The organism is Ruegeria sp. YTSC003, assembly GCF_059609785.1.
On record NZ_JBXWMK010000010.1, the window covers coordinates 76,688 to 89,350 of the forward strand.

Consider the following 12,663-nt stretch of genomic DNA (forward strand, 5'->3'; position numbering starts at 1 on the left):
TTTTTACTGCCGGGCGATTTGCAGACAGGCGCGCAGGCCGCAGTCGCCGGCCTCAAAACGCATTTCTCCGCCATGCTGTTCGGCCACGGTGGCGGCAATTGTCAGGCCCAAACCATAGCCGTCAGAAGATCCGGTATTGGACCCACGACGAAATGGTGCCATCAGGTTTTCGATGTCCTCCACGGACAGATCGGTGCCCTTATCTTCGACCGTGATCGTCGCGGTGGTCGCATCGGTCGCCAACTGCACTTCGGCGTGGCGGCCATATTTTAACGCGTTGTCGATCAGATTGGTCAGCGCACGCCTAAGCGATATGGGTCGCGCCATGACCAGAACGCGACGTGTTTCGGCCAGCTGCCCGTGGCCGCGTCGGGACATGAACACCGATGTAACCCCATCGACCGCGACGGGGTCGGTCTTTTTTAGTGTCACGGGCAAGTCCATATCCTGATAATCGGCGACCAGAGCCTCGACCAAGGAGGTCAGAGAAATCTGGCGCGGTTCCTCAACATCCAGTTCGGATCGCGTATAGGTCAGGACACTTTCAATCATGCCGGTCATCTGATCCACATCCGCCTCGAGCTTTTCGCGTAGTTCATCGTCGGGGATCAGAGCGGCACGCAGGCGCACGCGGGTCGCAGGGGTGCCCAGATCGTGGCTGACACCGGACAAGACTGTCGCCCGCTTTTCAAGCTGCGCGCGCTCGGCCTCAAGATGGGCGTTCACCGCCGAGACGATATCGCGCAGTTCATCCGGGCCATCCGCCTCATAGCTTTCCGGCCCACCAAGGCGCTGCCGTTCGCGCAACGCGCGGGCGAACCGGGTGAAGGTATCTGAGACGTTACTGACTGCGGACAAGATGACCGCCATTGCGACGATCCCCATAAGAATCGCGGGCAGACGCAAATCCATTGGGGCCGCCTGACAGCCCCAAATCTGGGTCCCGTCGACCTGATGCCAGGCCTCGCGTCCAAATTTCGCAATCAGGATCGGCTCACTGCAATATGTCGCCAGCAACCGGGTCAGGTTTCCCATCTTTTCAGGCCCGGTTTGATCACTGCCTGACACAATGTCCGACACCGGATAAACCAACCGGTCGGACAGAATCGCCACGGTTAATTCACGCCCGCTGAGCGGCGAGGAACTGTCGGTTAGGATCGAAAGGTTGGTGACGAAACGGCGGTTTGAAAACCCGGGCAACCGCTGAAATTCACCATTTTCGGCAAGGGCCGTATCTTGGGGCGGCAAAGGCGTTATCGACAACCCCTCGGAGGGGGCCATGCCTGTTCGCAATTCTTCGTAGACGGCGAACCCTGCTACAAAAGATTGCAGCAGGTAGTCGTTCCAGGCGCGCGCCGAAGCGAACCATAACCCTGCGGACAGCAAACCGGCGGCAAAGGCCGAAAGGGTCCAAAGCCACCCTAGATTGCGCAGGCGCAGCGTCATTCTTCGACCGAAATGTCGGCGGCAAAAATATACCCGACCCCGCGTTCCGTGCGTAGCATCTGCGGATCTTTCGGGTTGGTTTCGATCTTGGACCGCAGGCGACCGACCAGCATGTCGATGGCGCGGCCCTGCGCTTCGGACTTGTCACTGTCCCCTGTTACATCCAGCGCTGCGACGATTTCATCGCGGGTCAGCGGTATGTGCGGATTGGCCAAAAGCACCTTGAGCAGGGCGGTTTCCCGTTGTGACAACGCGACCAAATAGCCTTCGGGCGAATGTAAATCATCGCGCTTGCCGTCATAGACCCAGCCGTCAAATCGAAAAGTGCGCGTTCGGCGTCGATAGGCCAGCGAAGACGAGCGCCGAGCGCGTTGCATCACTGCCCGGACGCGGGCAAGCATCAGTTGCGGGTTGAACGGCTTGGCAATGTAGTCGTCTGCGCCAACTTCGTATCCGGCCATACGCTGATGGTCGGCAGACAGGGCCGAGACCAGAATGATTGGCACATCCTGTTCGCGCCGCAGCCGCGCACAGATGTCGATGCCGTTTTCGTCGCCCAGCATGACATCCAGCAGGATCAGGTCTATCCGCCCGTTGGACAGGTGCGCTCGAATTTCCTGTTCAGAACTGGCGGGCAGCGCGATGAAGCCGTTTTGCTGCAGTAACTGCGTCATCATCGACCGCATCTCTGGGTCGTCATCCACCACCAGAAGCCGCGGAATGCTCACTCTGTCTTTCCTCCCGATCTTTTCCCTCTGTCGTTGTCCATTGTAACGAATGGAAACAGATTCAATGCCAACGTAACACGCTGTAACAGAAGTGGTGAAAATTTGGGCCGTTTCCGTGCTTTACTATGAATTCCGCTTTGCCAGACGGCGATCAGACCACAGTAATAGCGCCATCGCTGCTTTGGCAGTCACTGAATTCTCAGGGAGGAGACAAAAAATGAAGCGTTTTGCATTTGCCACCGTTTCGACTTTGGCCGTTGTGGCCGGATCGTCCGTTGTGGCCGAGCCGCAGGCGGAAGTACTGCACTGGTGGACCTCGGGTGGTGAGGCCAAGTCGGTTGCCGTTCTGCAGGAAGAATTCGCCTCGAACGGCGGTACCTGGACCGACATGCCCGTTGCGGGTGGCGGTGGTGATGCGGCAATGACCGCGCTGCGCGCCCGCGTTCTGTCCGGTAACGCGCCGACCGCAGTCCAGCTGAAAGGCCCTGCCATTCAGGAATGGTACGAAGAAGGCGTTCTGGCCGACATTTCGAACGTGGCCGAGGCAGAAGGCTGGGCGGATGTCCTGCCTGCGTCGATCGCGGGCCATATGATGTGCGAAGGCACTTGGTGCGCTGCACCCGTGAACGTGCACCGCATCGACTGGATCTGGGCGAATGCCGATGTTCTGGCAGCAAACGGAATCGAAATGCCCACCACATGGGATGAGTTCAACGCAGCGGCCGAAAAACTGCAGGCAGCTGGTGTGATCCCGCTGGCCCACGGTGGTCAGGCCTGGCAGGACGCGACCGTGTTTGAGGCGGTCGTCATGGGTATTGGTGGACCAGAATTCTACCAGAAAGCCCTGGTCGATCTCGACCCCGAAGCATTGACGTCGGACACAATGGTACAGGTCTTTGACCAGATGCGTACCATGCGTGGATATGTTGACGAAAACTTCTCGGGTCGCGACTGGAACCTGGCCACCGCCATGGTGATGAATGGCGAGGCCGCTTTCCAGATCATGGGTGACTGGGCCAAAGGTGAATTCCTGGCCGCTGGTAAGAAGCCCGGCGAAGATTTCCTGTGTGCCTCGACCCCCGGTGACGGATATCTGTACAACGTCGACAGCTTTGCCATGTTCGAAGTTGAAGGTGACGACAACCGCGCCGGCCAGGAACTGCTGGCCAAACTGATCGTCGCACCGAACTTCCAGGAAGTGTTCAACCTGAACAAGGGTTCGATCCCTGCACGGACTGACGTAGCGCTGGATGCCTTTGATATCTGCGCGAAAATCTCGGCAGAAGACATGGGTACGACCTCGGCAGGTGGTTCGCTGCTGCCGTCTTACGCCCATGGCATGGCGCTGCGCGGGTCGCAGTCTGGTGCGATCACGGATGTTGTGACCGCGCATTTCAACTCGGATATGTCCTCGGCTGACGCGGTTCAGCAACTGGCGGACGCAGTGGCCAACAGCTACTGATCCAAAACGCTCTGCCCCCTATACTGAGGGGCAGAGCACTTTTCCCCGGAGGAAAAAATGTCCGAATGGCTGGAAAACCACCTGCCCAAGGTGGTGCTGGCACCGTCGTTCATCGCCGTATTGATTTTTGTCTACGGATTTATCGGATGGACCGCATGGGTGTCGCTGACCCGATCGAAACTACTGCCGAAATACGAGATCCATGGCTTCATTCAGTATGAACGCCTGTTCGATTCCCCTCGCTGGGATACGGCAATCAACAACCTGTATATCTTTGGCGCGCTGTTCATCGTGATCGCGATGGTGCTGGGCCTGCTACTGGCCATCCTGTTGGATCAGAAGATCCGCGTCGAAGGGGTCATTCGCACCATCTACCTGTACCCGATGGCACTGTCGATGATCGTGACCGGCACCGCATGGAAGTGGATCCTGAACCCAGGTCTGGGCATTGAATCCATGGTGCAGGGCTGGGGCTTTCCGAATTTTGAATTCGATTGGCTGGTGAACCCCGATTACGCCATCTACACGATCGTGATTGCCGCGATCTGGCAGAGCTCGGGCTTTGTTATGGCGCTGTTTCTGGCCGGGCTTCGTTCGGTGGATGGTGAAATCATCAAAGCCGCACAGGTCGATGGTGTCCCCACATGGCGCATCTATACGGCGATCATAATACCGTCGATGGCACCGATCTTCCTGTCTGCCTTCATCGTGCTGGCCCACCTTGCGATCAAGAGCTTTGACCTTGTCATCGCGCTGACAGGTGGCGGTCCGGGATACGCGACTGATCTGCCAGCCACATACATGTATGCCATGGCGTTTTCGCGCGGCGATATCGGTCAGGCGGCGTCTTCCGCAATGATCATGATGCTGGTCGTCTTTGCCATCGTGGTTCCATATCTTTATTCAGAGCTGAGGGCGAAAAATGACTGATCTGTCGATGCCCCAAACCCAAACTCGCTCGCAGAGCGCCACTGGCAAGATTGCCCTTCGTTGGCTGCTTTACGTCCTGCTGGGCCTGTTCGCGCTGTATTACCTGATGCCGCTGTTCGTGATGTTGACGACATCGCTGAAAAGCCTTGAGGAAATCCGCACCGGGTCCCTGATCTCACTACCGCGCGAAGTCAGCTTTGATGCTTGGAAAACCGCATGGTCCGGGGCTTGTACCGGTATCCAGTGTGAAGGTCTGCGGCCTTACTTCTGGAACTCGGTCCTGATCGCTGTGCCTGCGGTGTTTTTGTCCACCCTGATTGGTGCGCTGAACGGCTATGTCGTGGCGCAGTGGCGGTTCAAAGGCGCGAACATCATCTTCTCGCTGATGCTGTTTGGCTGCTTTATTCCGTTTCAGGTTGTTCTGCTGCCAATGGCGCGGCTGCTGGGCATGATGGGGATCGCCGGAACCATTCCGGGCCTGATCTTTGTCCACGTGATCTATGGCCTTGGCTTCACTACGCTGTTCTTCCGCAACTACTATGTCACCATTCCGGCCGAGCTGACCAAAGCCGCTCGGGTCGATGGGGCAGGCTTTCTGCGGATTTTCTGGTCGATCTTCCTGCCGCTGTCGCTGCCCATCATCGTGGTGACAGTGATCTGGCAGTTCACGCAGATCTGGAATGACTTCCTGTTCGGCGTGTCGTTCAGCCAGGCGGGCACGCAGCCCGTGACTGTGGCGCTCAACAACATCGTAAACTCCACCACCGGCGTCAAAGAGTACAACGTCGACATGGCCGCCGCGATCATCGCGGGGCTGCCGACGCTGCTCGTCTATGTCGTTGCCGGTAAGTATTTCATCCGCGGCCTGACCGCTGGCTCTGTGAAGGGATAACCCATGGCTCCCATCCTTGATATCAACAAACTCTACAAGAATTACGGCGCAACCGAAATTCTGAAGGACATCAACATCTCGATCGAACCGGGTGATTTCCTGGTGCTGGTCGGCCCCTCGGGCTGCGGTAAATCCACCTTGCTGAACTGCATTGCGGGGTTGGAGGAAATCACCGACGGGACACTGGCGATTGGCGGCAAAGACATGACCCATGTCAGCCCCAAGGACCGCGACATCGCGATGGTGTTCCAATCCTACGCTCTGTATCCGACTATGAGCGTCGCCAAGAACATCACCTTCGGCATGAAGGTGCGCGGGGTCGATCAGGCAACGCAGGAGGCCAAGCTGAACGATGTGGCCTCACTGTTGCAAATCGAGCCGCTGCTGAACCGTCGTCCCAGCCAGCTATCCGGTGGTCAGCGTCAGCGTGTGGCGATGGGCCGGGCGCTGGTGCGCGATCCCAAGCTGTTCCTGTTTGATGAACCGCTGTCGAACCTCGATGCCAAGCTTCGGGTTGAGATGCGGACCGAGATCAAGAAGCTGCACCAGACATTGGACGCTTCCATCGTCTACGTGACCCACGATCAGATTGAGGCGATGACACTGGCCACCAAGATCGTGGTCTTGAAGGGCGGGATCGTGCAGCAGATCGGCAGCCCGGCCGAAATTTATAACAACCCGGCCAATCTGTTTGTCGCTGATTTCATGGGCTCGCCGGCGATGAATCTGATCCCTGCGCAGGTCACAAAAAAAGGATCGGGTACACAAATCGTCATCTCGCGCGATGCCGGGGAAACTCTGGTTCTGAACGATGCGCGCGATCTGGCGTTGCCCGAGGATGTGATCCTCGGTTTGCGCCCCGAGGATATTGCCGAGGCCGGTTTCCGTGCCGGTGATGGCGTGCAGGAAGCGGCGTGCATGGTCGATATGGTCGAACCCGCAGGGGCCGATACCTATGTTGTCTCAGAACTGGGCGGCAAGCAGGTGACCGCAAGGCTGCACGCGGAAACCAGTGCTCAGGCGGGCAAGATGCTGAACCTGGCCTTCGATATGAGCAAAGTATCTTACTTCGCCAAGGAAACCGGCGAGCGCCTGAATTGAACTAAGAAACGCCGCGCGAACCCTATCGCGCGGCGTTTTTCTTATACTTAACCGGGTTGGCTGACCTTGGTTTAGCCCATGTCCTTGATCAAACGGTTCAGGTCGCCGCCACGGGCGTCCAGCATAGCGCCAACCTCGGTTCGTTCGGTCAGCAGCATATTCACCCCTTCGATGAACATGTTGAAGAACTTGTCGCGGCCTGATTTGTCCGAAACCAGGAATGTCACCTCGAACGGGGACGAGCCCTGCAGCTTAACCGAGGTGCGTACCTCGTAACCGGCCTTGATTTTCCGGGCTTTCCGGACGGTGACTTGCCCACCAATGAATTCGCGGAAACGTCGACCATACTTGTTCGAGATATAGCCCTGAAACGCTTTGGTGAACTGCTTCAACTGCGACGGGCTGGCCGAACGGGCGTCCGCCCCCAGCACATAACGTGCCATGATCGGCACATCGGCATATTGCACAAAGACCTTTTCGAAATCGCGGATCATCGCCTTTTCGGATTTGCCCGAGGCGATAATGCGGTTGATGTCATCCACGACACTGACGACCAGAGCCTTGGCGCTGGCTTCAGTCTGGGCAAAGGCGGAAAAAGGCAGGGCGGTCAGTGCCAGGCCAGCAAGGCCTGTGGCGACAAAACCGCGCCGGTTCATATGGTTACTCGGCATAGGGGTCCTCATAGGGGTCCTCGTATGGGTCTAGGTAGGGATCTCTGACAGGGTCGGTCCCATTGTCTGCATAAGGGTCGTCGTAAAGACCCAGATAGGTTTCTTCGTCGTCTCTCGCCAGTTCGAAGCGGCGATTTTGTAGGTAAATGGTCCGCGCTTGTGCATAACTGTCGGCGCTTTCATATAGGATCGAGTCGACCGTGTCTGAAAAACGCCCCCGATCACCCATCCGGCGCACGACCTCGGCATAGACACCGATATTGTCGACCGGACGGACCGGAGAGAAGTTGATCGGGTTCGAGAACAGGTTGACGATAACGCCAATCGAGTCCCGCTGCGTTGACGGACCATAGAGCGGCAGCTCGACATAAGCGCCCTCGCCAAAACCCCAGACGTGCAGCGTTTCACCGAAATCGGTATCCACAGGCGGAAGGTTCAACTCGTCGGCGGGGGCTGACAACCCCAGGCCACCAACGGTCGTGTTGATCACAAATTGCAGCAGTGCATTGCCCGACTGCTTGAGGTTGCCTTGCAGCAGGTAGTCCACGGCTTGGCCCGGCATCGTCAGGTTTTCGGCAAAATGGTTGAAACTGGTCACCATCGAGTCGGGCACGATCTTTACGTACCCTTTCGAGGCGGGACGAAACAGAAACCGGTCGACGCCAAGGTTGAACTTGTGGATGCCCCGGTTGTTGCGTTCATACGGATCAAATGCTTCACCCTGCTGAACACCCTCCGGAGGGCGTGTGGTGCAGGCGCTGAGAACTGCCAATACGGACACAACGATCAGGGGTTTTAGGTTGATTCTGCTCAACACGATCTTTGCCACTCCAAAACGTTCGGACAGTCCGCGCCCGAACACTTAATCAATACTCTTTTTGGCCGTTGTGCCCGGCCTACCCAAAGTCACATAGGCGTTTCGCCACCAATATGAAACAGATAGCGTTTAACCTGCCGAATAGGTCAACGTAAAGTGACACAGGTTCAACAGTTCAGAATAAGAAAAGTTACGCCCACAACCGGTGCAGGTCACATCGCCGTTTTCGCACTTTTCGATCCTTGCCTTCCCGGTTAGCTTCGCCCCGACTCAAATTTGGGAGGAGACCTCATGAGCATCGCGGCGAAACTGGAAAGCTTGGGTGTCAACCTACCGGACGCTCCTGCGCCGGCGGCCAACTACGTGCCCTTCGTGCGCGTGGGCAATATCGTCTATGTCTCGGGGCAGATCTCGAAGGCGGATGATCTGATCACTGGCAAGCTGGGCGACAACATGGAAGTCGAAGCAGGCGCTGCTGCGGCCAAGGTATGTGCGATCAACCTTCTGGCCCAGGTCAAAGCGGCCTGCGGTGGCGATATCGAAAAGTTGGTGCGCGTCATCAAGCTGACCGGGTTTGTGAACTCGACGGCAGATTTTACCGCGCAGCCGCAAGTCATCAACGGTGCGTCAGACTTTCTGGTCGAAGCGCTGGGTGATGCAGGCCGCCATTCGCGTTCGGCCGTCAGTGCGGCGGCACTGCCCTTGGGCGTCGCGGTTGAGATCGAAGGTATCTTCGAAGTTCAATGACGCCCGCGCTGCCTGACGTATTCCTTCAAGTCCCGTTGGCGCATCGTGCGCTGCACGACAAACAGGACAACCGCCCGGAAAACAGCCGGGCGGCCATTCGCGCCGCTGTGGACGCCGGTTATGGGATCGAGATTGATCTGCAACGGACCTCGGACAACCGGGCCATGGTGTTTCATGACTATGACATGACCCGCCTGACCGGACAGCCCGGACCGATCCAACAGATCACTTCGGCGCAGGCGTCAGGCACCACGCTGTTGCACGCAGAAGATGGCATCCCGAGGCTGGATGAGGTGCTGCAAATCGTGTCAGGTAAAGTACCGCTGCTGATCGAATTCAAAGATCAGGACGGCGCGATGGGCACATCCGTGGGCCCGCTGGAACAAGACGCCGTGCGTGCATTGTCAGGTTACGATGGGCCGGTGGCGTTGATGTCGTTCAACCCCAACTCGGTCGTTGAACTGGCGCGGCTGGCACCGCATCTGCCGCGTGGCATCGTGACAGGATCGTACCAGCCCAAGGTCGAGCTTTTACCTCAGAGTGTTTGTGACTACCTGCGCGACATTCCGGATTTCGATCGTGTCGGGGCCAGTTTCATCAGCCATGAGGTCGAAGACCTTGACCGCCCCCGCGTGGCCGAACTGAAGGCACGCGGTGTACCGATCCTGTGCTGGACCGTGCGGTCGCCTGAACAAGAGGCAGAGGCCCGCGAAGTTGCGGACAATGTGACGTTCGAAGGGTATCTGGCTGTTCAACCGGGTTGAACCAGCCCTGCAACGTCACAGATAAAGATCAGAGGCGGAGGGCAAATGGATCAGGCACAGATCGAGGTTCGGGTGCTGGGTTCGCTGTCGCAGATATCTGCGGCGGAATGGGACAGCTGCGCCTGCCCCGAGGTTGCCGATGGCGGCCGTCCGCTTGATCCGTTTACCACCCACCGGTTTCTGCTGGCACTTGAGCACAGCGGCTCGGTTGGGCGTGGAACTGGCTGGCAGCCGCAATACCTGGCGGCCTATCTGGACGGGATGCTGATCGCGGCGGCGCCGATGTATGCCAAATCCCACAGTCAGGGCGAATATATCTTCGACCACAACTGGGCGCATGCCTATGAAGGTGCCGGGGGTCGTTATTACCCCAAGCTGCAGATCGCCGTACCGTTCACCCCTGCAACAGGTCGGCGTTTTCTGGTGCGCCCCGGCTATGACTCGGTTGGCATGTCTGCGCTGGTGCAGGGGGCGGTGCAATTGGCTGCGGACAATCAGGTGTCTTCAGTCCACGCAACCTTCTGCACCGAAGCCGAGGCGCTGGCGGGCGAACAGATGGGCCTTATGCTGCGCCAGTCGCAGCAGTTTCACTGGCTGAACGACGAACACCAGGACTTCGACGGATTTCTTGCGGCATTATCGTCGCGCAAGCGCAAGAACATTCGCAAAGAACGCGCGCGGGCCGTCGATTTTGGCGGCGAAATCCGCACTCTGACGGGGGATGACCTGCGCCCCGAACACTGGGATGCCTTCTGGCAGTTTTATCAGGACACCGGGTCCCGTAAATGGGGCGTGCCTTATCTGACCCGCCAATTCTTTGATATTGCACATGAAACCATGGCGGACGATATGGCCTTGGTGCTGGCTGAACGGGGCGGATACCCCATCGCAGGGGCTTTGAACTTCATCGGCCGCGAAACGCTTTTTGGCCGGTATTGGGGTTGCATTGAACATCACGCCTGCCTGCATTTCGAACTGTGCTATTATAGGGCGATCGACTTTGCCATTGCGGAAGGTCTGGCACGGGTAGAAGCAGGCGCGCAGGGTGAACATAAGCTGGCGCGCGGTTACTTGCCCACGCGCACGCATAGCTTGCATTGGGTCAATGACCCCGGCTTTGCCGATGCGATCAAGAAATATCTGGACGCCGAGGCCCACGCAGTGGGAGAAGAGATCGAGATTCTGACGGATTATGGTCCGTTCAGAAAATCGAATCCGGAGGAACAGCAATGACGGAACTATTGTCGACCGAAACTCGCGGCCCTCTTCTTGATCCGCTGTTCGACAACGGCTGGACCATGGTCACCGACCGGGATGCTATCACCAAGACCTTCATTTTCGAGGATTTTGTCCACGCCTTTGGCTGGATGACCCAGGTGGCGATCTTTGCCGAGAAGTGGAACCACCACCCTGAATGGTCAAACGTGTACCGCACGGTTGAGGTCGTCCTGTCCACACATGATGTCGGTGGGTTATCGTCGCTGGACGCCAAATTGGCGCGAAAAATGGACAGCCTCGTTTAACGGTCTCCTCTGGATCCCATGCCGCCGGCCAGAGAAGCTATTTCACCCAGACGACGGAAATCGGCGGGTGTGACCGTGCCGTTGCTGACGTCGATATCTCGTGGAATACCGGCTGTCCGATTCCCAACCGAACGAACGCTGCGCGCCGCCGGATTGATGTCCAAACAACGCGTATCATAGCACGTCAGGCCCGAAGTGCTGATCTGGATCTGGGGCTGTCCGTTTGGTCCGGTCACCACGGGGGCCTGCGGCGCATCACAGGCGGCAAGAAACCCCAGAATGCCGAGGGCTATCCACTTTTTCATACCACGCTCCTATCGTTCAGCCCGGTCGTGCGATCAATCCAACTGGCCGTTTCCGTCCTGATCGGCGGCCAGGAAATCATCGCCCATCTGCTGGTCATACTCTGATCGTGAAATAAAGCTGTCGTTGTTGCGGTCAACGTTTTGAAACCGCTTTATGTCCAGAAACGGCTTGGCTTCTTCCAGACCCAGCGTTCCGTTCTTGTCTTCGTCCATGGCCTGAAAAGCATAATCCGAAAAAGCGTTGAACTCGTCCTTGGACAGGAAGCCATCGTTGTTGGAATCAATGGCGTTCAGTTCCTTTTCGTGCAGTTCAGCCACTGTTTCCGCCAAGGTTGCACTGGCCATCAGAATGAACGCTGTCGTCAAAATCGCTGTTTTCATCATCATTCTCTCCTCAGCACGCGTAACGCTGGCCCGAGACACCGCCCGCGACGGCCCCTGCCGCAGTCAGGATGTCCTTGCCGGACCCACCGCCGAATTGATTGCCAATCGCCCCGCCGATCAGTGCACCGCCCAATGTGCCGCCGAGGCAGGCGATCTCATGCTGTCGTGCTTGCTGCTGTTGAGGTGTCGGGGCCGGGCCACACGCTGCCAGCGCGCCTGCAGCACCCAGAATGACTGTGATGACTTTGAGCTTCATCAAAAAAACTCCCTGAATGAATGGGGCAAGTATCGACCCATCAGGAAGTTGCATCAAGTGAAATAGGGTTAACGTGGCCCCGGCTGTACCGGGGCCCGAGTGACCTAGATGGCCTCAAGCAGACCTTCGCCCGCGGAAATCTCGCAGGCACCTGGGTTTTCTTCAAGATTCAATGCAACGACTTTGCCATCTTCGACCAACATCGCATAGCGCTTTGAGCGCGCAAGCAGGCCGACGGGCGGGGCGTCGAAATCCATGCCAATGGCCTTGGTGAATTCGGATGCGGCGTCGGCCAGCATGGTCAGGCCTGCACCTGTCGCGCCAGTGGCTTCGCCCCATGCGCTCATTACAAAGGGGTCGTTGACCGAGACGCAGATGATTTCGTCCACGCCCTTGGCGTCGAACTGTTCCTTGGTGCGCATAAAGCTGGGCACATGGGCCGAGTGGCAGGTCGGCGTGAATGCGCCGGGCACAGCAAAGATCACAACTTTGCGGCCTTTGGTCTTGTCTGAAATCCGAACCTCTTCGGGCCCTTCTGCCCCCATTTGAGTCAACGTTGCGTCGGGAAGCGTATCACCGGTTGAAATCATCTTGTTCCTCCTGTCGATTGGATTTGCAGAGTCGGCCTCAGCCGCAA

General features: G+C 57.7%; 16 protein-coding genes. 8 read left to right on the top strand and 8 right to left on the bottom strand.

What is annotated here, in order from left to right; genetic code table 11:
* Positions 1 to 3: 3 nt before the first annotated feature.
* Positions 4 to 1,446: a sensor histidine kinase gene (locus tag AC2FFH_RS17545; RefSeq protein WP_496844951.1), complete on the bottom strand. Its 1,443-nt coding sequence runs from the start codon at positions 1,444 to 1,446 to the stop codon at positions 4 to 6.
* On the bottom strand, positions 1,443 to 2,174 hold the full coding sequence (locus AC2FFH_RS17550) for a response regulator transcription factor (RefSeq protein WP_496739520.1): 732 nt from the start codon (positions 2,172 to 2,174) through the stop codon (positions 1,443 to 1,445). The genes AC2FFH_RS17545 and AC2FFH_RS17550 overlap by 4 nt, the downstream gene beginning before the upstream one ends.
* Positions 2,175 to 2,391: 217 nt before the next feature.
* On the opposite strand from AC2FFH_RS17550, the gene AC2FFH_RS17555 reads away from it, so the two are divergent.
* Genes AC2FFH_RS17555 through AC2FFH_RS17570 form a run of 4 tightly spaced genes read left to right on the top strand, consistent with a single transcriptional unit; the run spans position 2,392 to position 6,559 of the window.
* Positions 2,392 to 3,636 carry an ABC transporter substrate-binding protein gene (locus AC2FFH_RS17555; protein ID WP_496777257.1) on the top strand — a complete coding sequence of 415 codons (1,245 nt, stop codon included), beginning with the start codon at positions 2,392 to 2,394 and terminating at the stop codon, positions 3,634 to 3,636.
* A 57-nt stretch (positions 3,637 to 3,693) separates the two neighbouring features.
* Positions 3,694 to 4,566, top strand: a complete 873-nt coding sequence (locus tag AC2FFH_RS17560; protein ID WP_496765563.1) for a carbohydrate ABC transporter permease — start codon at positions 3,694 to 3,696, stop codon at positions 4,564 to 4,566.
* Positions 4,559 to 5,458 carry a carbohydrate ABC transporter permease gene (locus tag AC2FFH_RS17565; protein ID WP_058279072.1) on the top strand — a complete coding sequence of 300 codons (900 nt, stop codon included), beginning with the start codon at positions 4,559 to 4,561 and terminating at the stop codon, positions 5,456 to 5,458. Before AC2FFH_RS17560 ends, AC2FFH_RS17565 begins: the two co-directional genes overlap by 8 nt.
* A 3-nt stretch (positions 5,459 to 5,461) precedes the next feature.
* Positions 5,462 to 6,559: an ABC transporter ATP-binding protein gene (locus AC2FFH_RS17570; protein WP_282119608.1), complete on the top strand. Its 1,098-nt coding sequence runs from the start codon at positions 5,462 to 5,464 to the stop codon at positions 6,557 to 6,559.
* 71 nt (positions 6,560 to 6,630) lie between these two features.
* Here the strand turns inward: AC2FFH_RS17570 and AC2FFH_RS17575 are convergent, their stop codons facing one another.
* Together AC2FFH_RS17575 and AC2FFH_RS17580 are read right to left on the bottom strand one after the other, a co-directional pair.
* Positions 6,631 to 7,230 carry an MlaC/ttg2D family ABC transporter substrate-binding protein gene (locus tag AC2FFH_RS17575; RefSeq protein ID WP_496726405.1) on the bottom strand — a complete coding sequence of 200 codons (600 nt, stop codon included), beginning with the start codon at positions 7,228 to 7,230 and terminating at the stop codon, positions 6,631 to 6,633.
* Complete coding sequence (locus AC2FFH_RS17580) at positions 7,220 to 8,047, bottom strand: MlaA family lipoprotein (protein WP_496844954.1); 828 nt, start codon at positions 8,045 to 8,047, stop codon at positions 7,220 to 7,222. The genes AC2FFH_RS17575 and AC2FFH_RS17580 overlap by 11 nt, the downstream gene beginning before the upstream one ends.
* A gap of 291 nt (positions 8,048 to 8,338) precedes the next feature.
* On the opposite strand from AC2FFH_RS17580, the gene AC2FFH_RS17585 reads away from it, so the two are divergent.
* From AC2FFH_RS17585 to AC2FFH_RS17600, 4 genes are read left to right on the top strand one after another with little or no spacing between them, the layout of a single operon-like run.
* On the top strand, positions 8,339 to 8,794 hold the full coding sequence (locus AC2FFH_RS17585) for a RidA family protein (protein ID WP_058275010.1): 456 nt from the start codon (positions 8,339 to 8,341) through the stop codon (positions 8,792 to 8,794).
* Positions 8,791 to 9,558 carry a glycerophosphodiester phosphodiesterase family protein gene (locus tag AC2FFH_RS17590; protein WP_496844955.1) on the top strand — a complete coding sequence of 256 codons (768 nt, stop codon included), beginning with the start codon at positions 8,791 to 8,793 and terminating at the stop codon, positions 9,556 to 9,558. Before AC2FFH_RS17585 ends, AC2FFH_RS17590 begins: the two co-directional genes overlap by 4 nt.
* Before the next feature lie 45 nt (positions 9,559 to 9,603).
* Positions 9,604 to 10,791, top strand: a complete 1,188-nt coding sequence (locus AC2FFH_RS17595; RefSeq protein WP_496844956.1) for a GNAT family N-acetyltransferase — start codon at positions 9,604 to 9,606, stop codon at positions 10,789 to 10,791.
* Positions 10,788 to 11,081 (top strand): 4a-hydroxytetrahydrobiopterin dehydratase, encoded by a 294-nt coding sequence (locus AC2FFH_RS17600; RefSeq protein ID WP_170411625.1) that lies wholly within the window; start codon positions 10,788 to 10,790, stop codon positions 11,079 to 11,081. The genes AC2FFH_RS17595 and AC2FFH_RS17600 overlap by 4 nt, the downstream gene beginning before the upstream one ends.
* Here AC2FFH_RS17600 and AC2FFH_RS17605 read toward each other — a convergent pair.
* The 4 genes from AC2FFH_RS17605 to AC2FFH_RS17620 form a co-directional block, all read right to left on the bottom strand.
* Positions 11,078 to 11,386 carry a hypothetical protein gene (locus AC2FFH_RS17605; RefSeq protein WP_496765558.1) on the bottom strand — a complete coding sequence of 103 codons (309 nt, stop codon included), beginning with the start codon at positions 11,384 to 11,386 and terminating at the stop codon, positions 11,078 to 11,080. The genes AC2FFH_RS17600 and AC2FFH_RS17605 overlap by 4 nt on opposite strands.
* A gap of 33 nt (positions 11,387 to 11,419) precedes the next feature.
* A complete protein-coding gene (locus AC2FFH_RS17610) occupies positions 11,420 to 11,767 on the bottom strand; it encodes an EF-hand domain-containing protein (protein ID WP_496765556.1) in 348 nt (115 codons plus the stop codon).
* Positions 11,768 to 11,780: 13 nt separating this feature from the next.
* The gene (locus tag AC2FFH_RS17615; protein ID WP_496721120.1) at positions 11,781 to 12,026 is read right to left on the bottom strand and encodes a glycine zipper 2TM domain-containing protein; all 246 of its coding nucleotides are present in this window, start codon (positions 12,024 to 12,026) and stop codon (positions 11,781 to 11,783) included.
* Positions 12,027 to 12,130: 104 nt separating this feature from the next.
* A complete protein-coding gene (locus tag AC2FFH_RS17620) occupies positions 12,131 to 12,616 on the bottom strand; it encodes a peroxiredoxin (protein ID WP_058279067.1) in 486 nt (161 codons plus the stop codon).
* Between the last annotated feature and the right edge of the window lie 47 nt (positions 12,617 to 12,663).